Source organism: Acinetobacter sp. S4400-12 (genome assembly GCF_024129495.1).
GTDB lineage: Bacteria > Pseudomonadota > Gammaproteobacteria > Pseudomonadales > Moraxellaceae > Acinetobacter > Acinetobacter lwoffii_C.
On record NZ_JAMXYB010000004.1, the window covers coordinates 1 to 21,112 of the forward strand.

At 40.4% G+C, this 21,112-nt stretch carries 20 protein-coding genes; 14 read left to right on the forward strand and 6 right to left on the reverse strand.

All coding sequences use genetic code 11. From position 1 onward, the window contains the following. Positions 1-199: 199 nt before the first annotated feature. Genes arsH through NI461_RS03145 form a run of 3 tightly spaced genes read right to left on the reverse strand, consistent with a single transcriptional unit; the run spans position 200 to position 2,269 of the window. Positions 200-904: an arsenical resistance protein ArsH gene (gene arsH / locus NI461_RS03135; RefSeq protein ID WP_174659634.1), complete on the reverse strand. Its 705-nt coding sequence runs from the start codon at positions 902-904 to the stop codon at positions 200-202. Positions 905-909: 5 nt separating this feature from the next. Then, positions 910-1,950, reverse strand: coding sequence for an ACR3 family arsenite efflux transporter (gene arsB, locus NI461_RS03140; RefSeq protein ID WP_151206833.1), 1,041 nt, complete (start codon positions 1,948-1,950; stop codon positions 910-912). 4 nt (positions 1,951-1,954) lie between these two features. Next, a complete protein-coding gene (locus NI461_RS03145; RefSeq protein WP_151206834.1) occupies positions 1,955-2,269 on the reverse strand; it encodes a metalloregulator ArsR/SmtB family transcription factor in 315 nt (104 codons plus the stop codon). A gap of 82 nt (positions 2,270-2,351) precedes the next feature. On the opposite strand from NI461_RS03145, the gene arsC reads away from it, so the two are divergent. From arsC to NI461_RS03180, 7 genes are all read left to right on the forward strand, one after another. Continuing rightward, positions 2,352-2,780: an arsenate reductase (glutaredoxin) gene (gene arsC / locus NI461_RS03150; protein ID WP_151203250.1), complete on the forward strand. Its 429-nt coding sequence runs from the start codon at positions 2,352-2,354 to the stop codon at positions 2,778-2,780. A 168-nt stretch (positions 2,781-2,948) separates the two neighbouring features. Further along, the gene (locus tag NI461_RS03155) at positions 2,949-3,857 is read left to right on the forward strand and encodes a polysaccharide deacetylase family protein (protein WP_174659635.1); all 909 of its coding nucleotides are present in this window, start codon (positions 2,949-2,951) and stop codon (positions 3,855-3,857) included. Between the two features lie 335 nt (positions 3,858-4,192). Next, positions 4,193-4,903 (forward strand): phosphopantetheine-binding protein, encoded by a 711-nt coding sequence (locus tag NI461_RS03160; protein ID WP_174659636.1) that lies wholly within the window; start codon positions 4,193-4,195, stop codon positions 4,901-4,903. Positions 4,904-5,033: 130 nt separating this feature from the next. Next, complete coding sequence (locus NI461_RS03165; RefSeq protein WP_151203247.1) at positions 5,034-5,678, forward strand: RluA family pseudouridine synthase; 645 nt, start codon at positions 5,034-5,036, stop codon at positions 5,676-5,678. A gap of 143 nt (positions 5,679-5,821) precedes the next feature. Beyond that, entirely contained in the window at positions 5,822-8,659 is a 2,838-nt protein-coding gene (gene rapA / locus NI461_RS03170) for an RNA polymerase-associated protein RapA (protein WP_151206839.1), read from the forward strand. A 156-nt stretch (positions 8,660-8,815) separates the two neighbouring features. Next, positions 8,816-9,082 (forward strand): PAAR domain-containing protein, encoded by a 267-nt coding sequence (locus NI461_RS03175; RefSeq protein WP_151206840.1) that lies wholly within the window; start codon positions 8,816-8,818, stop codon positions 9,080-9,082. 137 nt (positions 9,083-9,219) lie between these two features. After that, positions 9,220-10,017 (forward strand): alpha/beta hydrolase, encoded by a 798-nt coding sequence (locus tag NI461_RS03180; RefSeq protein ID WP_174659637.1) that lies wholly within the window; start codon positions 9,220-9,222, stop codon positions 10,015-10,017. Between the two features lie 55 nt (positions 10,018-10,072). Here the strand turns inward: NI461_RS03180 and fabR are convergent, their stop codons facing one another. Next, positions 10,073-10,750: an HTH-type transcriptional repressor FabR gene (gene fabR, locus NI461_RS03185; RefSeq protein WP_174659638.1), complete on the reverse strand. Its 678-nt coding sequence runs from the start codon at positions 10,748-10,750 to the stop codon at positions 10,073-10,075. 153 nt (positions 10,751-10,903) lie between these two features. Here fabR and NI461_RS03190 point away from each other — a divergent pair, with 153 nt between their 5' ends. The 7 genes from NI461_RS03190 to NI461_RS03220 all read left to right on the forward strand — a co-directional run bounded on the left by NI461_RS03190 (position 10,904) and on the right by NI461_RS03220 (position 18,691). After that, complete coding sequence (locus NI461_RS03190) at positions 10,904-11,968, forward strand: iron-sulfur cluster-binding domain-containing protein (protein ID WP_174659639.1); 1,065 nt, start codon at positions 10,904-10,906, stop codon at positions 11,966-11,968. 14 nt (positions 11,969-11,982) lie between these two features. Beyond that, positions 11,983-13,077 carry an acyl-CoA desaturase gene (locus NI461_RS03195; RefSeq protein ID WP_151203242.1) on the forward strand — a complete coding sequence of 365 codons (1,095 nt, stop codon included), beginning with the start codon at positions 11,983-11,985 and terminating at the stop codon, positions 13,075-13,077. Between the two features lie 221 nt (positions 13,078-13,298). After that, positions 13,299-13,745 (forward strand): I78 family peptidase inhibitor, encoded by a 447-nt coding sequence (locus tag NI461_RS03200; RefSeq protein ID WP_151206844.1) that lies wholly within the window; start codon positions 13,299-13,301, stop codon positions 13,743-13,745. A 122-nt stretch (positions 13,746-13,867) separates the two neighbouring features. Next, positions 13,868-14,227: a hypothetical protein gene (locus NI461_RS03205; protein WP_151203240.1), complete on the forward strand. Its 360-nt coding sequence runs from the start codon at positions 13,868-13,870 to the stop codon at positions 14,225-14,227. Positions 14,228-14,427: 200 nt separating this feature from the next. Next, positions 14,428-14,697, forward strand: a complete 270-nt coding sequence (locus NI461_RS03210) for a hypothetical protein (RefSeq protein WP_174659640.1) — start codon at positions 14,428-14,430, stop codon at positions 14,695-14,697. A gap of 296 nt (positions 14,698-14,993) precedes the next feature. Next, positions 14,994-17,633: a bifunctional aconitate hydratase 2/2-methylisocitrate dehydratase gene (locus tag NI461_RS03215; protein WP_174659641.1), complete on the forward strand. Its 2,640-nt coding sequence runs from the start codon at positions 14,994-14,996 to the stop codon at positions 17,631-17,633. Between the two features lie 80 nt (positions 17,634-17,713). Further along, positions 17,714-18,691, forward strand: coding sequence for a restriction endonuclease (locus NI461_RS03220; protein ID WP_174659642.1), 978 nt, complete (start codon positions 17,714-17,716; stop codon positions 18,689-18,691). A gap of 125 nt (positions 18,692-18,816) precedes the next feature. On the opposite strand, the gene istB is transcribed toward NI461_RS03220, so the two are convergent. Together istB and istA are read right to left on the reverse strand one after the other, a co-directional pair. Beyond that, complete coding sequence (gene istB, locus NI461_RS03225) at positions 18,817-19,572, reverse strand: IS21-like element helper ATPase IstB (protein ID WP_180072157.1); 756 nt, start codon at positions 19,570-19,572, stop codon at positions 18,817-18,819. Next, complete coding sequence (gene istA / locus NI461_RS03230; protein WP_180072155.1) at positions 19,573-21,105, reverse strand: IS21 family transposase; 1,533 nt, start codon at positions 21,103-21,105, stop codon at positions 19,573-19,575. Positions 21,106-21,112: the final 7 nt, after the last annotated feature.

The window sequence follows — 21,112 nt, forward strand, 5'->3', positions numbered from 1 at the left end:
CATAAAGCGACCCAAATAGAAGAATTACTGCCACATCGCTGGAAATCCAACTCAAATTAAAAAATAGGCATGGGGTTCAGCGGACGCTTACGGTGGTAATTCTATTTTTGGGTTTGGTCAGGGAGCTGAAATAAAAATAGGAACTTTAAGTTCCTATTTTTCAGCTTGGCATAATGTGTATTATTTAATGTTGGAAAACTTAAATATTTTTTTGATTTACGCGTTGTGAAAGTTCTTCCGCACTTTCTACACGTTCAGAATAACGGTCAGTCAGATACGCAGACTGACCCCGGGTTAAAAGCGTAAATTTATAAAGTTCTTCCATCACATCTACGATCCTCCGGTAATAAGAAGAAGGTTTCATACGGCCATCTTCTTCAAACTCAAGAAATGCTTTAGGCACTGAGGACTGATTCGGGATGGTGATCATACGCATCCAGCGTCCTAAAATCCGCAATTGATTTACCGCATTAAAGGACTGTGAGCCACCACATACTTGCATTACCGCTAAAGTTTTACCTTGCGTTGCACGTATTGCACCTGCAGCTAATGGAATCCAGTCAATTTGCGCTTTTAAAATTGAGCTCATTGAACCATGACGCTCAGGAGAGCACCAAACCATGCCCTCTGACCATGCTAAAAGCTCATGCAATTCTTTTACCTTTGGATGTTGCATATCACCATCTTCAGGGAGGGGTAGCCCTTTTGGATGGAAGATTTTCACTTCTGCACCGAAGTATTCCAAAATTCGACCTGCTTCCTGAACTGCTAAACGGCTATATGATCTCTCACGATTTGAGCCATACAGGAGCAATATTCTTGGTGGATGATCAAGGTGCTGTGCCTGAACTTTTTCTAAAGTTGGTTTTTCTAAAAGACTAAGATCAATATTTGGTAAGTTCATTCGACTCATACCTCTTTAAACACTTTTTTTCTAAGCCATAGCGAAACTGTCACCAAGGCAATCAATACAGGAACTTCAACAAGTGGTCCGATCACGGTTGTGAAGGCTACAGGTGAGGCTAATCCAAAAGTGGCAATGGCTACAGCCAGTGCTAATTCAAAATTGTTGCCTGCCGCAGTAAAGGAAATAGCAGTGGTTTTAGGATAGTCGTTACCCATCCATTTACTCATAAAGAAGCTGATGAAGAACATCGCAACAAAGTAGATTGTCAAAGGAATAGCAATTCTAAGCACATCTAGAGGAAGGCTAACCACTTCACCACCTTTAAGGCTAAACATGGCTACAATCGTAAATAAAAGCGCAATAAGGCTGATAGGGCTAATCTTTGGGATAAATCTGGTTTGATACCAATCTAAGCCTTTCTGTTTGACTAAGATCAAGCGGGTTAAAAAGCCAAGTAAGAAGGGGATGCCCAGATAAACAAGAACAGCATGGGTAATCGTCCAAAAGCTCACATTAATGATTTGTGCCTCTACTCCAAAGAAGGGCGGTAAGAAGGTCAAGAATAACCAGGCATAAGTACTAAAGAACAAGATTTGGAAGATACTGTTAAATGCAACTAAGGCTGCAACATACTGATTATCGCCACATGCCAGGCCATTCCACACCAGGACCATAGCAATACATCGGGCTAAACCAATCAGAATGAGACCTGTCATGTATTCAGGATAGGCGTGCAAAAAAATGATTGCCAAACCAAACATTAAGCAAGGTGCTATGAGCCAGTTTTGAATGAGAGATAATGCAAGGGTACGCTTATCTTCAAAGACTTTAGGCAAGGTCGCATAGTCTACCTTGGCAAGTGGCGGATACATCATCAAAATAAGCCCTATTGCGATAGGGATATTTACTGAGTTAATGCTTAATTGATCGAGTACTACAGATGTTTGAGGGAAAAATACCCCAATACCTACGCCTAATGCCATGGCAATGAAAATCCATAGGGTGAGGTTTCGGTCTAAGAAGGAGAGCTTTGAGGCGGACATTGAATTACTCGCATTGCATAGAGATAGATAGATTGCTCGCAGCTGTATTCACTACTTCATTACTTAACACATTGAGAACTGCATTTACCCATTCTGGTAAATCGGGATTTAATCGGTAGTACACCCATTGTCCTTTGCGCTCATCTAGCAAAATTGAGAGGTTGCGAAGTAAAGCCAAGTGACGAGAAATCTTAGGTTGGCTCAGTTGTAATATCTCTGTGATTTCACACACACATACATTTTGTCTTTCTAAAATAATTTTTAAAATATCTAGACGTGTCGGGTCAGATAGGCACTTAAAGAAATCTGCTTGATCCATAATCGATACTCACATATATGCTATTGCGAATATACGTATATCCATATATAAATGCAATATTATGAATGCCTGAGTAAATCCAATGTCATCAAAAGTTAAGATCTATCATAACCCTGCTTGTGGAACATCCAGAAATACACTGGCGCTAATTCGAAATGCAGGCGTAGAACCTGAAATTATTGAGTATCTTCTTAACCCTCCAAGCAAGAACGAACTCATGAATCTAATTGAAAAATCAGGCCTTTCTGTACGTGAAGCTATTCGTAAAAATGTAGAACCTTTTGCAACTCTTCAATTAGATCAGCAACACTGGACAGATGAACAGCTCATTCATTTTATGCTTGAGTATCCAATTTTAATTAATCGTCCATTTGTGGTGACAGAGGTCGGTGTAAAACTTTGTAGACCCTCTGAACTCGTTTTAGATATTTTGTCTGCGCCTCAATTGGGAGCTTTTACCAAAGAGGATGGTGAAATGATTATTGATGAAAATGGTGAACGGATTAAGTAAATCCACTGCATTTAATATAGAGGTGGTTACCCGAACATTAAAAAGCCCCAATCTAAGATTGGGGCTGCGTCTAATCTGTATTATATTAATTTTAGGGAATTTTTACTATAAAATAAAATGTTAAGCTTGTATTTTACTATCAGTAATTTCAAATAATAGAGTCACTCGATGCTTAAAAAAATTATCCTAAGTCTTTGCTTGGGTTTATCTAATGTAGCTATCGCAAAAAGCGTAGCTTTGAGTTTTGATGATGGTTTAGACCCATCAATTAATGCAGATGCTCAACACATCAATGAAGATATTTTAAGTACATTAAAACAAAATAAAATCCAGGCAATCGTTTATCCGAGTATAAGTAAAATTGGAGGAACAAACGGATTAAATATAATTTCTAATTGGGGCAAACAAGGACATCGTATTGGTAATCATGGAAATTTACATCTAAATCTTAATAAAGATGAAGTAAATTTATCTACTTATTTACAAGATATGCAACAAGGTCATGAAATGTTTTCCTCATTAGCAGGATTTATACCACGTTACCGCTTTCCATTTCTTAAAGAGGGAAATACTCTAGAAAAAAGGGATAATGTGCGTAAATGGCTGAGTAGCCATAGCTATAAATCTGGCGCTGTTAGCATCGATGCGAGTGATTGGTATTACAATCAATTGTTTCTGAAATATCATCAAGAAAAAGATCAAACAAGCCTGGCTAAATTAAAACAAGCTTACATTGTCCATTTACTTGATCGAGCGAAATATTATGATGATTTAGCCATACAAACATTAGGACGATCTCCAAACCATGTACTTTTACTGAATATAAGAGCTATTAATGCCGCTTGGCTAGAAGACATAATTGCTTCCTTCAAGAGGGAAGGCTGGAAATTTATTGATAGTGATACCGCCTATCAAGACGCTATTTATAAAATTCAGCCAAATTTATTGCCTGCTGGTGAAAGTATCATCTGGAATATTGCGCAAATTTATGGTGTGAATAATTTACGTTATCCAGCAGAAGATGCTCCATATGAATATCTAAATTTGGCAAACCATGGTTTGGAAGTTGAAAAGTAAATCCTTCATTTAACATAAAAGCCATTGCTTTAAGCTATTCTTCATGTCAACTATCTTCTACATTTAAGAAAAAATAATTTTCCATCCTTTGATAGACTCAGACCCATCCCATGTTCCACTTGCCCACAATATTTACAACCAAGTAAATAAATGCCGACAACCCTGTCTATATAAACTACCTTATGATTTTTAATCACTTATTGAATCATAATAGCTTGTTTATCAGATTTTTTGATACCTATTTAACTTGCAGCTCTTATGGGCTTATTTCGATTTAAACCCAATTTAACTCATCTGCGCTAAAATATCCGGCAAATGTCGCTTTAGAGTTTCCCATGCTATATCCCATGCCTAAAAAAATCCAATTCACTCCATCGCCAGCTAAATGGCAACTTGCTGCCAATGAATCGGTTTTGGTCTTGGTGGGATTACATAACCTGCGCATGCAGACTGGAATCCAAGATATGGAACTCATGAAAAATCTTATTCAGATTAGCAATAAAGCCAAAGCACTGGATATTCCGATTGTTGATTTATATGGTGATGACCTGATGCAGGGCATGCAACAACTCGGTGAATATGCTTCAACCCATCCCCAACTGATTTTTGCAGGACAGGTGACGCCGATGCTGAAACAGATTTTACCGCATCTGCAAAGCGTGACAGAGCACATCTGTGTGGTGGATGATGCAGTTTTGCTGGCCAATCAGGAGCAGCATATCCAGTGGATTGAAAATATCTCGCAGCAGGGTTTACATCACATGAGCAGTTATAGCCTGACACGTTTATGGAGTTTAAGTGCGCCGTCAAACTATGTACTGTCGATCAAAGGCATTATGTTAGCTGTGGCTGAACAGCTGGATATGGATGCTCTGGAAATTGATCCTTATATCGACTTAAAACAGTATGGACTGGACTCTGTAGCAATGGTCAGCCTGGTGGGAGTATGGCGCGCACATGGTGCAGAGCTGCGTTATGAAGATGTGCTTGAACATGCTTCCTTGCATGAATTGGCAAGTTTTGTGCTGCAATCTGTACGCCGCTAGAGAGTGATTGAGTAATTTACTCCACATAATCGGAAATTTCTTCGGCATTTATATAAAAGCGCATTGTAATTATTCGCCAAGCTTTCTATTATGGCCGCCTTATTTTTCGCGATCAGCCTGGGATTGAACTTTGAGTAATTTTCTAACCGAACATCTGATACATCGTGATAAGGATTTTATGGTCATCCATAAAGCGGCTGGTTTGCTTACAGTTCCAGGGAAGACAGAAGATTTACAAGACTGTCTCATTAGCCGTCTCATGAAAATAGAGCCCAAAACCTTGCTCATCCATCGTCTGGATCGGGACACCTCCGGCATTTTAGTGTTTGCCTTGAGCCGGGAAGGGCAAAAATCTATTTCTCGCCAATTTCAGGAACGCCAGACGGATAAAACCTATCAGGCAATTGTGGCGGGAACTCTGGACGGCGAAGGAATGGTGGATGTTCCCGTGATTTATGATCCGGACCATCCGCCATTACATATTGCAGAACCAAATCATAATAAGCCTGCACTCACCCATTGGCAGGCCATTGAACATTTTGAAATTCAGGGACAAGCTGTCACTCGTGTAAAATTGACTCCGATTACGGGGCGCTCACATCAGCTGCGTGTGCATATGCAGTATCTTGGACATCCTATTATTGGAGATACCTTGTATGCTACACCTGAGCAGCAACAGCTGAGCGTACGCTTATGTTTGCATGCCGAACGTTTAAGTTTCTCTCATCCTCACACACAACAACCGGTTGAATTTTATTGTCCGGCGCCATTCTAGGGGTGAGTTTTTTAATCGGCGTGAATTATACTCACTTTTTAGTGGGCTTTATGTCAAAATACATTGCTTGAAGGTGTGAAGTTTTGCTCCAATGACATTTCGTGATGGAGCCTGATATTCATAATCTTGTACTTAAGATAAAGGTGGAAAAATTGCAGCAATTTGCTATTGGTCAACGTTGGTTATCAGATACTGAAACAGAACTCGGCTTAGGAGTTCTCATTGATGTTGATGAACGATCGGTCAGCATTTTATTCCCAAAAAGCGATGAAACGCGTGTCTATGCACGTAGCAATGCACCTTTGTCCCGCATCATTTTTAATGCCAATGACGAGCTGCAAGATCAGGAAGGTATTTACTGGACCGTGGAATCGGTCGAAGACCGTCATGGCGTGGTCCGTTACCACGTAGTACGCACGCTTGAAGATGGCAGCGAAGAGCGTAAAGCCCTCAATGAAACCCGTGTGGGTGCAAGTATTCAGCTATCCAAGCCGCTGGATCGTTTGCTGGCCAGCCAGATTGATTATAAAGAATGGTATGACCTGCGTATTGAAGCCTTGCTGATGCAAGCCAATATGCAAAGCAGCCCCTTACGCGGCCTGATTGGTTCACGTGTTGGTCTGATTCCCCATCAGCTGTATATTGCCCATGAAGTTGGTCAGCGTTTTGCGCCGCGTGTATTACTGGCCGATGAAGTTGGCTTGGGTAAAACCATTGAAGCCGGCCTGATCATGCACCAGCAACTTAAAACAGGACGTTCTGAACGTATCCTGATTCTGGTTCCAGATTCATTACAATATCAGTGGATGATTGAAATGCGCCGCCGTTTCAATCTGGAATTCTCCCTGTTTGATCTGACCCGTACCGCTTCGATCAAGGAACATGATCCGGATCTTAACCCGTTCCTGACCGAGCAGCGCATCATTGCATCTGTCGATTTGATGATTGACCATGAAGATTTACGTGAACAGGCTTTAGAAGCAGGTTTCGATTTGCTGGTGGTCGACGAAGCGCACCATTTAATGTGGAGCGAAGAAGAAGGCGGTAATGACCGTTATGACCTGGTTGAAGAGCTGGCAGAGCACACAGCAGGCGTTTTACTGCTTACCGCAACACCAGAACAGCTGGGCGTAGAAAGTCACTTTGCGCGTCTGCGCTTACTTGATCCGCAGCGTTTTAGCTCACTGGACCGTTTCCTGGATGAAGAAGAACAATATCAGCATACTGCTAAAATTGCTGAAGCCTTGATGTCAGATATGCCACTTGAAGCCGAACATCTGACTGCAATTGAAGACTTGTTAGGTCATGCGATTGAAGATACAGCAGAACAACGCTTCCGTGCGATTCATGAACTGCTGGACCGTCATGGTACAGGTCGTATTCTGTTTCGTAACACGCGTGAAGCCATTCAGGGCTTCCCGGGCCGTGACTGTCAGCCTGTACCACTGCCAGCACCAGAAAACTGGTCTAAAGATGGCAAGCTACGTGAACAGATGTGGCCGGAAGAAGCCCAGCTCGATGGCTCATGGATGGAGACTGATCCACGTGTCATGTGGCTGATGGAAAAATTGCGTACCGATCTGAAACACAAGAAGGTATTGCTGATTGCACGCAGCGGTCCGGTGGTAGAAGCGCTAGAAAATGTACTTCGCTTACATGCCGGTATCCGTACCGCGATGTTCCATGAGGGGATGAGCCTGCTGGAACGTGACCAGGCAGCGGCTTATTTTGCTGAAGACTCTTATGGTGCACAGATTCTGCTCTGTTCAGAAATTGGTTCTGAAGGGCGTAACTTCCAGTTTGCTTCTGATCTGATTCTGTTTGACTTGCCGGCGAATCCTGATGTGCTGGAACAGCGTATTGGCCGTCTGGACCGGATCGGCCAGGAAAACCGTATTCAGATTCATGTGCCTTATTTAGTGGGTACAGCGCAAGAGCGGATGTTCCGCTGGTATAACGAAGCCCTGAATATTTTTAGTAATATTTCTCCTACAGCGCAAACTTTGCAAGAAAACTTCATTGTGGCATTAAAAGATTGCCTGCTGGCGGACAAAGGCCAGGAATTTGAAGATCTGCTGGAAGAAGTCAGCGTACAACGTGAAGCACTGGAAGCCGAGTTGCAGGCTGGCCGTGACCGACTGCTTGAGTATAATTCTTGTCGTCCTGTTGTGGCGCAGGAAATTGTCAAGGCACTCGAAGACTATGATGACAACACAAATCTGCCTGTGTTTATGAAACGCTTTATGGCATCGACCAATATTGATTTTGATGAGCAAAGCAATGGAACCGTAATTATCAAGCCCACAGATCAGATGCAGGTACAAGGTTTGACGCTGGACGAAGATGGTATGACGGCGACGTTCTACCGTGATCAGGCGCAAATCAGGGAAGATGCACAGTACCTGACCCTTGAGCATCCATTTACCGAAAGTGTGATGGAAATGATCAATACTCAAGGCTTTGGCAGTACCAACGTTGCTGTGTTAAAGTCAGCCGCTTTACCGCAAGGTTCTGTATTGCTGGAAGTCTGGTTTAAAGTTGATGTTATTGCACCTAAAGCGCTGAACCTGCCATCTAGCTTGCCACAGCAATTGATTCGCGTCTTGCTGAGTGAAAAAGGTCAGGATCTGTCACAGAAGATTGCCCCAGAAATCCTGAAACCGTATTTACATCATCTAGATGGTAATAGCTGCCGTCAGGTGGTCAAAGCCCGTCGTGATATTATTGAGGCACGTTACCAGCAAGCTCTTGAACTGGCACGTGCGAATTTACCAAACTTCAAGCAGCAGGCCAAAGAAGTGTATGGTAATAAATGGCAATATGAAATTGACCGTTTGACTTATCTGAAGCAGTTCAACCCAAGTATCCGTGAAGATGAAATTGCCCGTTTACAGAAGTTGCAAAAAGAAGGCTTAAGCCTGCTGGATGGATTATCGGTGACGCCTGAAGGTATTCAGGTAATGGTGGTAGTAAAACCATAAACGCTCATTGAGCAAAAAGATATTTCTTAAAAGCAGTCTTCGGGCTGCTTTTATTTTTAAACTTTTAGCAAGCCAGACCTTTAATCGGGCCATTTTGTGTATGGGTCTATTTTTGGTTAAAATTTTGACTTCCTTAAAATTATAAAGAAAAATAATATGTCTAAAGCCTTAATTACCATCGGAGCCAAAACTTCACATGGTGGGGTGGTCGTTGAAGAAGAAGCTTCTTTTCTGGTCAATGGCGTTGCAGTTCATTTACATGCAATGAAACATTATTGTCCAAAATGCCAGCTTGTCGTCATGGCGATTGCTGCTGATCCGTCGTTTCAGGTTCATGGCCGGGCAGTGGTCCTGGCTGGAGATAAAACCACCTGTGGAGCAATTTTTCTACCGATGCAAAGTCTGGTGGTTGCACAAAAATAATGCTGAGTCCAGTTATAAAGTGCCTGTTATCAAAGGCCTGTGACTTTAAAGTCATAGATTGATGATTTCTGCCCTATAGCATTCAAGTTTGAATGATTAAGCTGAGGCAATATCTCAGAAGATAAGCAAAGATAAAAATGAAACCCGTATTATATTTTACCCATGCGAATGGTATTCCCTCTGCGAGTTATCGAAAGTTTTTAGATCATTTTCAGGATGAATATACGGTCAAATCCATTCCGTTGATTGGAATGAATCCACACTACCCGATCACCAAAGACTGGCGTTATCTGGTGGATGAAGTCATTGATGATATTCAGCAGCAGGCGCCGTGCCAGAAAGTGGTGGGGTTAGGGCACTCTTTTGGCGGCTTAATTACGCTCATGGCGGCATATCGCCGGCCAGAACTTTTTTCCAGACTGGTGATTATGGACCCGCCGTTTGTTATTGGAAAAAAAAGTGCGCTTTTTGAGCTGGTAAAAAAACTGAATCTGAAAAGTATTGACCGTTTTACCCCGGCAGGTATTACCTTAAAGCGTAAAGATTACTGGCCATCGCGCCAGGCCGCGGCTGAAGCGCTCAGGATGAATCGCCTGTTTAAGCATTTTGATGAGCAGTGTTTTGATGATTATATTGCAAGTGGAATAGTGGCCAATCCACAGGGTGGAGTCACGTTGCGTATCCCGAAACAGATTGAAGCTGAAATTTTTCGGACAGTGCCGGCCTGGTGGTGGAGAACGCCACGTAAACCACCGCAAGTCCCCGTACATCTGATTACTGCTGAACATAGCCAGTTTTATCAGCAAGGACTACCACAAGGAATACAGAAGTTTTACCAGATAGAATATTCGGTGGTGCAGGGCGGTCATATGTTTCCGCTTGAACATCCTGAAGCAACAGCAAATCACGTCAATGCCCAGCTGCAGTTGCTTTAAACCATAAAGCAAGAGGCTTGATCTGAGTCTCTTGTTGTATTGACTTAACTTTCAGTTAATTCAGTTGGGATTGTTCCAGATGACGGGAACCTTCCAGAATCATTCGAATCATAATCATCGTTTGTTCTGCGATTTCCTGACGTTCTGCAGCTGGCATATCAATTACATTGGCCCCCATATTAAATACCAATTGGGTAATCGCCTTAGACACAATATCCGGATGAAATAATTTTTTATTATTCAGACGCTCGAAGCGGATCAAATCTTCCTGCAACTCCTGCTGGAAATAATTCAGTTGACGCTCTACGGCCTCCTTATAAGACTTGGAACCGGTATAGCCTTCACGTAATAACAGGCTCAGATTGCCTTCATCTGCATCGAGCTGGGCAATAAATACTTCTACTGAGCTGCGAATGATGCTGCTCTGGCGTGATGCCTGCAGGCGTGCTTCATGCAAAATCTGACGCAATACAATCCCGGCGCGATCAATCAGCTCGATTGCCAGTTCATCAATATCCTTAAAATGGCGATAAAAGCTGTTTGGTGCAATGCCAGCTTCACGTGCAACTTCACGCAAACTTAAGGACGAGATACTCTTTTCTGGCCCAATCAGGTTTAAGGCTGCCTGAAAAAGTTCTTCTTTGGTAATAGTCGCTTTACGGCCCACACTACGTACCACAATTGGCTCATCAATGTTGTTTGATTGTAAGGAGGCGTCACTACTCATTTTCATTGAAAGCTCTTTCAGGAGAAGGGGTTAATTAAAGCATTATTACATTATAACCAAGGGGAATCGGCTTGTGAAATAATTAGAAACAATACATCTGTATATACAAATATATATACATATGTATAATAATTGAAAATCCACGGTGGTGTCTTTACGATGCAGGTACTCGAAAAACTTAAAATGCCTTTAACTACGCTCGGCGAGAGTGTAATCGACCAGCATGCGATCAACTTCTGGGCGCAAAAACTGAATCCTTTATGGTCATTCAATCAGGCTTTAGGCAAAATTGTGCATATAGAAACTGCTGCACGGGATATGCTGAGTTTCAAAATTCGGGTCAATCGTTTATTCAAATTTGGTGAAGCCGGCCAGCATCACCCTGTATTTGTAGTGATCAAAGGAATTCGCTATGAACGCAGCTATAGCCTGACACGTGTAGATCAGCAGCATGTTTTACTTACCGTAAAGCAAGTCAATGCCGGCAAGGTGAGTAGCTGGTTGGCTGAACAGGCCAAAGTCGGCGACATTATTGAGTTTGGTCAGCCTTTTGGTGATATGACCTTGCCTGAACAAGCGCATCCGATGATTCTGCTGGCCGCAGGAAGTGGTATTACACCGATGCTCAGCATACTGGAAGCCTTGGATCAGAAAACTGAGTTTTCCGTGCCTGTGACTCTATGGTATTGGGTCAAGCACAATCAGGAGGCTGCTTTTATTACACGCTTTGAAGCATTGGCACGTAAATATCCTAACTTCAGTTATCAGGTATTTGCCACTCAGGAACAGCAGGCTGCGCCACGTTTAGATGCAAGTTATCTGACACAGTTACAAAACCTTGAGCAAAGCGTGGTATATGCCTGTGGGCCTTCCGGCTTTGTATCGACCGCAGAACCGCTGTTTAGTTCGGTCAAACTGTTCAAAAGCGAAGCCTTTAGTATGAGTTTGGGCGATATGTCTGATACTGGTTTTGTGAATGTCACGCTGACCCGGTCAAAAAAGACCGTCAGTATTCCTAAAGGCCATTCAATTCTGGTAAGTCTGGAACATCAAAATATTAAACCTGCACATGGCTGCCGTATGGGGATTTGCAATAAATGTGTCTGTAATAAAGTTGAAGGTGCAACCAAAAATCTGGTCAATGGCGCACAAAGTACCGAACCCGGTAATGCCTTGAAAATTTGTGTTAACTCGGCACAGACCGATCTAGTCATTGACCTATAAGCGAGTCTTATCTTATGAATATGCCAGTCAAAGTAGAATATTTTAAAAATCCTAAAAACCGTGAATTGAGCCAGTTTGAGCTGGATGAGCTCGCAGCTGAGCTGGATGCAATCAAGCAGGAAGTGCTGAATGATCTGGGCGAAAAAGATGCCAAGTATATCCACAAGGTGTATTCTGCAATTCGATATTCCTCAATTGCAGGTCGTGCCTTGTTGTTTGCAGGCTGGTTTCCGCCAGCCTGGGTTTTGGGGACAGGTCTATTAAGCTTTGCCAAAATCATGGAAAATATGGAATTGGGTCATAATGTTATGCATGGCCAGTATGACTGGATGAATGATCCTAAGCTGAAGGGTCAAACTTATGAGTGGGATATTGTCGGTACTTCTGATAACTGGCGTCAGACGCATAACTTTAAACACCATACTTATACCAATATCAAAGGGATGGATGATGATATCGGTTATGGCCTGCTGCGCCTGTTCCCTGAGCAGCGCTGGAAGCCGGGCTTTTTATTACAACCGATTTATGCCGTGCCATTCTGTTTGCTGTTCCAGTGGGGCGTCGCAATTCAAAATCTTGAGCTGGGTAAATACTTGAAAGGCCGCAAAACCAAGCAGAAAATGCAAGAAGAGTGGGCCCCGATGCAGCGCAAAATTGGCAAGCAGTTGTTTAAGGATTATGTTTTCTTTCCGGTCATTGCTGGTCCGGCGGCGCTGCCGGTATTTACGGGGAATCTGGTGGCCAATGGCATTCGTAATATCTGGACTTTTAGTGTGATTTTCTGTGGTCACTTTACTAAAGATGTAGAAGTATTCCCGAAATCCGTCATGCAAAATGAAAGTCGTGGTCACTGGTACATGCGTCAGATACGTGGATCTTCTAATCTGACAGGTTCAGAAGCCTTTCATATCCTGACTGGACATTTAAGCCATCAGATTGAGCATCACTTATATCCGGATATCCCTGCACGCCGTTATCGTCAGATGGCGCCAAAAGTGGAAGCGGTATGTAAAAAATATGGCTTGCACTACAACAATGCCAGTCTGGTGAAACAATATGGCAGTGTACTCAAACGTATTGTGAAATATGCTTTTCCGTTTAAAAAGTAAATTGTCTTGAAAAAAAACCGCTTTTAAATCAAGCGGTTTTTTAATGCTGATCTAAGAATTAAAACATTTAGTAGAAGACCTATTTAAAAATCAGAAAAGTTATTTAATAAAGATAAAACTACAACTTGTACATAAATATAAGGAGCAGACTCAGCACATCGCTGGAGCTGTGAAGTGAATATGCTAAATTAAGCGTCAATAATTTCAGAAGAAGGCTGAATATGCAAAAAATAATCTTATCTGGTTTATCTGGCATGTTGGCCACCCTTTTGCTCGCCGGCTGTACCAGCGTTACGCAGAATCATGACTACCAGCCCGTATTAGGCATGGTCAATCCGGCAAGTCAATATTGTGTCAGCCAAGGTGGAAAACTGGAATTACGTACCGAAGCGCAGGGGCAAGTTGGTTACTGTCATCTAAAGAATCAACAGGTCATTGAAGAATGGGAATATTACAATATGAGTCAGCCCAAATGTGTACCTGAACAGGCCATGGCCTTGGTTGGACAGGCAGATTTGACCGAAGCACAGATCAAGCAGAAAACTCAAGCCCAGCTGGTAAGGGTCATTCATCCGGGGGATGTCGTTACCATGGATTATAATGACGCACGTATCACTGTAACTGTAGATGCAACCAGCAAAAAAGTTTTACAGGCGACTTGCGGTTAATTTCTTCCGAAGCTTCGCCTGTTAAAGACCGGATTAGACTCTTCTACTTAAGGCACAGGATTTGCATTTTAAATGACAAATCCTGCCTGATCTTTTATATTGCCTTGTGGAAGGAGAAGTTCATGAAAAAATTATTGGTCTTATCGTTTATGGTGGCGCTGGTGGGTTGTGCCGAGAAGAAACCTTTAACCCCGGAAGAGCAATGGCAAGGTTACTGCCGTAGTGTGGGGAATGCCGCGCGTACCATTATGCTGGACCGTCAGAACGCGATTGAAAAAGACAAGGCAATTGAACATGCTAACAAGATTGATGATGATACAACTCGGACATTTATCCTGGGCATCATTGATGAAATTTATGCACTTCCAAAAGAAGAAATTAATCAGGATGTAGCTGCGGCACGTGAAAAAGTGCGGGCTGAGTTTACGCAAAAGTGTATTGCTACACCGCATGATGAAATGCCAGATTATAAACCGTTCTAAGAAACGGTTTTTTTATTCCTGATGAAGTCAGTTTGCTCTCATAAAATTGTAAAACCTTAATTCAGCCACCTGTTTTTAATGGCTATTAAATAGCCTAAGTAAATATATAATTTGTGACAATTGCTAAATCTAAAATATAGAAAAGCTTATCTGAATATTGAATAATAAATTTAACTCCAGAACTTCAGGAGCAACATAAGATGAAAGTCGTTAAGTATTTGCATCACTGTGATTTGCTGTTAGAAGATGAACATGGTTTTGCAATAATTAGTGGTGGTCACTATGTATTGAGTGTGGGTGACCGGGTGGTTTTTAAAAGAATTATAGAACAGGATAAGCAGTTGTATCAGGTGGACATTTCCTTTGCCAGCAGCAACCATAGCACTACCTATGAAGATCAATGGTTTCTTAAGTTTGAAGGCTGTCGAGATTCATTCCAGCAATATTTAAATTCAACCACAGTCCACTAAGGTGGAGTATCTTTTTTTATATAAATCAGGCAACATCAGTGTTGCCTTTTTTATGCATCAAATTCAGTTAAAAGGGTTCATAACCGTCGTTAATTTATGCAAGCAGATGGCTCTTGATTATTGAATGATCATTATGGGCATCATTTATTTATAAAATAACGAGCATCACAAAGAAACACTTTACTTGCATTAACTTTTAACTGGAAGTTTAGTAAAATTTTGGAGTCCATATTATTTATGAAGCTTTATATAAGCAGGAAATCATAAATAATTTTTTAAAAAAGAGGAATAACACCGTGCTAGAAGCTTACCGCCAACACGTTGCAGAACGTGCCGCACTCGGAGTCCCACCGAAGCCACTTGATGATACTCAAACTGCTGCATTAGTTGAATTATTCAAAAATCCACCAGCTGGCGAAGAAGCATTCTTAGTTGATTTGCTTGAAAACCGTGTTCCAGCGGGTGTTGACCAAGCTGCTTATGTTAAAGCTGCATTTTTAGCTGCTGTGGCTAAAGGCGAAGCAACTTCTCCACTGGTTTCTAAAGAACGTGCGGTTTACTTACTGGGCACTATGCTTGGTGGTTATAACGTTGCTCCTTTAGTTGAACTTTTAGATGAAGCTGCTCTAGGTGAACTTGCTGCTGAAGCGCTGAAAAAAACGCTGCTAGTATTTGATGCGTTCCATGACGTTGCTGACAAAGCAAAAGCGGGCAATGCAAACGCGAAAGCAGTTCTTCAATCTTGGGCTGACGCTGAATGGTTCACTAGCCGTAAAGACGTTCCTGAAGAAATTAAACTAACCGTTTTCAAAGTAACTGGCGAAACCAACACGGATGACCTGTCTCCAGCTCAAGATGCTTGGAGCCGTCCAGACATTCCATTGCACGCAAATGCAATGCTGAAAAACGAACGTGATGGCATCAACCCTGAAAAACCTGGTGAAGTTGGTCCATTAAGTCAAATTAAAGAACTTATCGCGAAAGGCAACCAAGTTGCTTACGTGGGTGACGTTGTTGGTACAGGTTCATCTCGTAAATCTGCAACGAACTCGGTTCTTTGGTTCTTCGGTGACGAGATTGCTCATATCCCGAACAAAAAAGACGGTGGTTACTGCTTAGGTGGTAAAATTGCTCCGATTTTCTTCAACACGATGGAAGATGCGGGTGCATTACCAGTTGAGATCGATGTTTCTAACATGAACATGGGTGATGAAATCACTCTGAAAATTGATCATGCTGCTGCAAAAGTAACAGCGTTCAAAGATGGCGCACAAATCGCTGAAGCTGAACTGAAAACTCCAGTACTTCTAGATGAAGTACGTGCTGGTGGTCGTATTAACCTGATTATTGGTCGTGGTTTAACGACTAAAGCACGTGAAGAGTTAGGTCTTGCTCCATCTACTTTATTCCGTACTCCAGTTCAGCCTGAGAATACAGGTAAAGGCTTCACTCAAGCTCAAAAAATGGTAGGTCGCGCTTGTGGTCTTCCTGAAGGTCAGGGTGTTCGTCCAGGTACTTACTGTGAACCACGTATGACAACTGTTGGTTCGCAAGATACTACAGGTCCGATGACTCGTGATGAATTGAAAGACTTGGCTTGCTTAGGTTTCTCTGCTGACCTGGTAATGCAATCTTTCTGTCACACAGCTGCATATCCGAAACCAGTTGACGTTCAAATGCAACACACGCTTCCTGATTTCATCATGAATCGTGGTGGTGTATCTTTACGTCCAGGCGATGGTATTATCCACTCGTGGTTAAACCGTATGCTTCTTCCAGATACAGTAGGTACTGGTGGTGACTCGCATACTCGTTTCCCAATCGGTATTTCATTCCCGGCAGGTTCTGGTCTTGTAGCGTTTGCTGCTGCAACTGGTGTTATGCCACTAGATATGCCTGAATCTGTACTGGTGAAATTCAAAGGTAAAATGCAACCTGGTATCACGCTACGTGACCTGGTACATGCAATTCCTTACTATGCAATTAAAGAAGGTGACCTGACTGTAGAGAAGAAAGGTAAGAAGAACATCTTCTCTGGCCGTATCCTTGAGATCGACCTAACAGAAATGGAAACTGACCTGACTGTTGAGCAGGCATTCGAACTTTCTGATGCTTCTGCTGAACGTTCAGCAGCGGGCTGTTCTATCACTCTTTCTGAAGAGAAAGTTGCTGAATACCTGCGCTCAAACATCACTATGCTGAAGTGGATGATTTCTCAAGGTTATGGCGATGCGCGTACTATGGCTCGTCGTGTTGAGAACATGGAAAAATGGTTGGCGAACCCATCACTTCTTAAAGCTGACGCTGATGCTGAATACACGAAAGTGTATGAAATCGACCTTGCTGACATCAAAGAACCTATCCTTTGCTGCCCGAACGATCCAGATGATGCAAAACTTCTTTCTGACGTTCAAGGCGACAAAATTGATGAAGTATTCATCGGTTCTTGTATGACAAACATCGGTCACTTCCGTGCAGCTGGTAAACTTCTAGAAAAAGTACCAGGTGGTTCTTTGTCTACTCGTCTATGGTTAGCTCCTCCAACTCGTATGGATGAACACCAGTTGATGGAAGAAGGTTTCTATAACACTTATGGTAAAGCTGGCGCTCGTACAGAAATGCCAGGTTGTTCACTGTGTATGGGTAACCAGGCACGTGTAGCGCCGAACACCACTTGTGTATCGACTTCTACCCGTAACTTCCCGAACCGTTTAGGTCAAGGTGCGAACGTTTACCTGGCTTCTGCTGAACTTGCTGCTGTTGCTGCTGTACTTGGTAAATTACCAACTCCAGAAGAATATCAACAGTATGCAGCTCAAATTGACAGCATGTCTGCTGACATCTATCAATACTTGAACTTCGACAAGATGAGCGAGTATACAGATGCTGCGAAAAACGTGGACACTAAGAAAATTGCTGCTGCTCAATTGGCTTAATTTTTTGAAAATTAAAGTATTTTGAGTTAAAAATAAGGGCTGAGTAATCAGCCCTTATTTTTGTGTAGAAAAAATATTTAATGGTAAGATGCCCAGAATCCTTAATAAAGGATAATAAAATTGGCTATGGTTGGAAACAAATAAATTTTGCAAGCCATGACAATATAAATTCTTTAATAAAAGAAATAATTGATAAAAATGGTTCTGTTGGACGAATGACTAATCAAGTTAAAAATTACTTCAATTTAAGAAAAGACGATATTGTTATTGTTCCTTTGGGGAGAAGTATTGCTATAGCCAAGGTAATAGGTGAAAAACTTTTTGAGCCTTCATTTACTGGAGGGCATGGAGCCAATCAGGTGCGCGTAGAGTTTTTTAGAAAAGATAATAAAATTATTCGTATTCCACGTTCAGCTTTAAAACAAAATTTAGAAAGTAGATTAAAACTTCGAACTACGATTGGAGATTTATCTCGATTCTCTGAAGAAATAGAGCATTTAATACAAAATCTGAATAACTATGGAAGTTTTGAAATAAATAATAGTTTTCTGGAAAAAGCAGATTTTTATGAACAGGAATTTAAAAAGGACTTATTAAATGCAATATGTAAAGGTAATACAAGATTAAAAGCTGGGGGGAGAGGTTTAGAGGATTTCGTCAAAGAACTATTAGAAATTGAAGGATATTCTCAAGTAGATATTTTAGATAAGAAAAATGGCGAAGGTATAGCTGATGTGGATATTCAAGCAACATCTGAAAATAACCCTTTCTTAAAAGATATTTTAATTCAGGTGAAGCACCATAACGGTGAAACCGGTAAACATGCTATTAATCAGTTGATTGCCTATGAGGCTGAAGCAATTTCTAATGCATATAAGTGGGTAATAACGACTGGTCATATTTCAGATGAATCTAAGCTTCATGCTGAAGAAAATCAAATTAATATTATGGAGGGCGAGCAGTTTGTAGATTGGATATATACAAATTTAAATAAGCTCTCTAGAGAAACGAAAGCAAACTTAGGAATTGTCGAGGTTCCAAAATTAAGTTGGTCTTAAACATAAAGCGATTTTATTTTTTAAAATTAATTCATTAGTATTGCCAATGATTTTAATCTTTCAGATCAAGGTTTGTATATCACACTCAAAATCTGCCACCCATTTCACTTTAAAATCTACCACTCTTAAAGAGTGGTAGTTGTATCTAGCATTACAGTTTTCCTCATTGAGTCACCATCTATTTCCAGTGTATAAGAGTTATGGATAATTCGATCTAGAATTGCATCAGCAATGGTAGGATCTTGGAATTTTGTGTGCCATAAATCATATGAGAATTGACTTGTAATAAGTAAGCTGCCGCATATTGAATAATTATCAATAAATTCTAGTAAAAGACTTTCTATTTTTGGAGGAATATTACTAAGACCAAAATCATCAATTATAAGTAAATCATATCTAATCAATTTTTTAATAAAAAGCTTTTCATTTGATTGATCTATAGCTTGTTCTAATGCTTCAAAAAACTCAGATGCTCTATAAAAAATAGTCTTATAACCTTTTTTACATGCTTCAGTTGCGAAAGCACATGCAAGCCATGTTTTTCCTACCCCAGTTGGACCTTGTATGCTCATGTTCTTATGTAAATTAATCCAAGTGCACTCTGAAAATCTATTAACAAATTGCTTTGATAAGCCACGACGTTCTATATCAAACTTAATTTCATCAATACAAGCATGAGGATATCTTAGATACGCATTTCGTATTAGTCGTTCAGTGAGCTTTCGTGCCCGAGTTAACAACTCGGTTTTACAAGCATCAATCATAGCTTCTTCAAAATTGATTTCACCTGAATAAACAGCATCAATATTAGAATCTAATGATTGAGTAAAACCATGCAATTTCAACTGTGCAAGTAATGTTGATAAATGAGGATTTAACATTTATTTATCCCCTTTATAATAACTGGAACCACGCAGATTTTTATGTTCTTTTACAACATCTTGTTGATCAAACTCCAAATATGATCTTGATTCAATAATGGACTTTAATCTAGCCAAATTTTCTATTTTTAATTTATAGGCATAACATAAGGCCTGTTCAAGTCGATCAATGAATTGTTTACTATTAACCCAACTTCTGAAATCAAATAAATAATTTAAGTTGTTGTATAAATTTGAGTTTTTACAAATAATCATATTACAGTAATTGAACGTGTTAGTGCCAATTGATTGGGACCAATTTAAAATACTTTCCTTCGATAGATAATCTGTAGTTCTATGATTCTCCGTTTTATGTTCATAAAATGTAGAGATTTTTCCTTCGCCTTGAAGAAGCGTATGTTGAGCGATTAGTTTTTTATCTTGATAGATATATAGCTGATTATCTAAAATTTTTAGCTCAACTTTTTCTCTAATATACTGATGAGGAACAGAGTAAGAATTGTTCAAATATTTCACATGATAATCAGAAGGTACTATTGTTTTCGAATATTCATTCAATACTTTGTATTTGATTAAAGGTAAGGGTCTAAGTAATTTTTTTTCATGCTCAAGAAATATAGCCATCCGACCCTGCGAAAAAGTTTTAGTTTTTTTATGATTATAACAATCCACCATATATTCAAGTCTTTCATTCAAAGCCTTTATACTTGTAAATTTTTCATGACGTATTCTCATTAAAATCTGCTTTTGTACAATATTCACGGCATTTTCACTGACTGCTTTATCTCTTGGTTTCCGTGGTCGAGCTGGCAGAACATTAATTTTATGAAATTCTAAAAATTCTTGAAAATATGGATTAACTTCAACGATTCGATTTCTATGTTTGGTAATTAATGCTTTAGCATTGTCACAAACAATAGTTTGAGGAATACCATCAATTTTATCAAACATTTGAGAGCATCCTCGAATCCAATCTTCGGTTTTTTGTGATTCCGTGGCATAAGCAAAAATTAAACTAGAAAAAGGTAAAGCCCCAACAAAAATATTGGCATTTATTACATCACCATTAAATAAGTCAATATCTACAAGATCCCCACTGTAATCAATTTGTACTATTTCACCCGGATAATATTCTTGCTTCATTGGAATGTCTTTTTGTTTTTGTGCTTGTTTTATTAGTTCACAAAACCGTGTGTATCCAACACCATTTCCATGAGTTTTCAATCTATATTCTTCCCAAAGAATAGCCTTTGTAAGTCCTTTATACGTAGCTAACTCACTACATATCGCTTCGCAGTCAGGTTGTGACTTTTTGATACGTTTTATTGAGCGATTAATTTTTAATTTTTGTTCTAATTCTGAATTGTTTAGTTTAGTAAAATCTTCATAAGTTAATTCTGTCAAAATTAGTAAGGACTTGATTTTTGATACTGTTTCACGAGAGATTTCTACAATTTTAGCTATTTCTCGATTGCTTTTATGACTAAATATATAGCTAATTACTAGCCTAATTTTTTCAATAGATGTGTTCATAATTATA

Excerpts from the sequence above, each read along its gene's own strand:
- NI461_RS03205 (WP_151203240.1), top strand. The coding sequence starts at position 13,868 with ATGAAAAAATTATTGGTCTTATCGTTTATGGTGGCGCTGGTGGGTTGT.
- NI461_RS03200 (WP_151206844.1), top strand. The coding sequence starts at position 13,299 with ATGCAAAAAATAATCTTATCTGGTTTATCTGGCATGTTGGCCACCCTT.
- arsH (WP_174659634.1), bottom strand. The coding sequence starts at position 904 with ATGAACTTACCAAATATTGATCTTAGTCTTTTAGAAAAACCAACTTTA.
- fabR (WP_174659638.1), bottom strand. The coding sequence starts at position 10,750 with ATGAAAATGAGTAGTGACGCCTCCTTACAATCAAACAACATTGATGAG.
- istB (WP_180072157.1), bottom strand. The coding sequence starts at position 19,572 with ATGTTAAATCCTCATTTATCAACATTACTTGCACAGTTGAAATTGCAT.
- NI461_RS03175 (WP_151206840.1), top strand. The coding sequence starts at position 8,816 with ATGTCTAAAGCCTTAATTACCATCGGAGCCAAAACTTCACATGGTGGG.
- NI461_RS03145 (WP_151206834.1), bottom strand. The coding sequence starts at position 2,269 with ATGGATCAAGCAGATTTCTTTAAGTGCCTATCTGACCCGACACGTCTA.
- istA (WP_180072155.1), bottom strand. The coding sequence starts at position 21,105 with ATGAACACATCTATTGAAAAAATTAGGCTAGTAATTAGCTATATATTT.
- NI461_RS03155 (WP_174659635.1), top strand. The coding sequence starts at position 2,949 with ATGCTTAAAAAAATTATCCTAAGTCTTTGCTTGGGTTTATCTAATGTA.
- arsC (WP_151203250.1), top strand. The coding sequence starts at position 2,352 with ATGTCATCAAAAGTTAAGATCTATCATAACCCTGCTTGTGGAACATCC.
- NI461_RS03180 (WP_174659637.1), top strand. The coding sequence starts at position 9,220 with ATGAAACCCGTATTATATTTTACCCATGCGAATGGTATTCCCTCTGCG.
- arsB (WP_151206833.1), bottom strand. The coding sequence starts at position 1,950 with ATGTCCGCCTCAAAGCTCTCCTTCTTAGACCGAAACCTCACCCTATGG.
- NI461_RS03210 (WP_174659640.1), top strand. The coding sequence starts at position 14,428 with ATGAAAGTCGTTAAGTATTTGCATCACTGTGATTTGCTGTTAGAAGAT.
- NI461_RS03220 (WP_174659642.1), top strand. The coding sequence starts at position 17,714 with ATGGTAAGATGCCCAGAATCCTTAATAAAGGATAATAAAATTGGCTAT.
- NI461_RS03160 (WP_174659636.1), top strand. The coding sequence starts at position 4,193 with ATGCTATATCCCATGCCTAAAAAAATCCAATTCACTCCATCGCCAGCT.
- NI461_RS03190 (WP_174659639.1), top strand. The coding sequence starts at position 10,904 with ATGCAGGTACTCGAAAAACTTAAAATGCCTTTAACTACGCTCGGCGAG.
- NI461_RS03195 (WP_151203242.1), top strand. The coding sequence starts at position 11,983 with ATGAATATGCCAGTCAAAGTAGAATATTTTAAAAATCCTAAAAACCGT.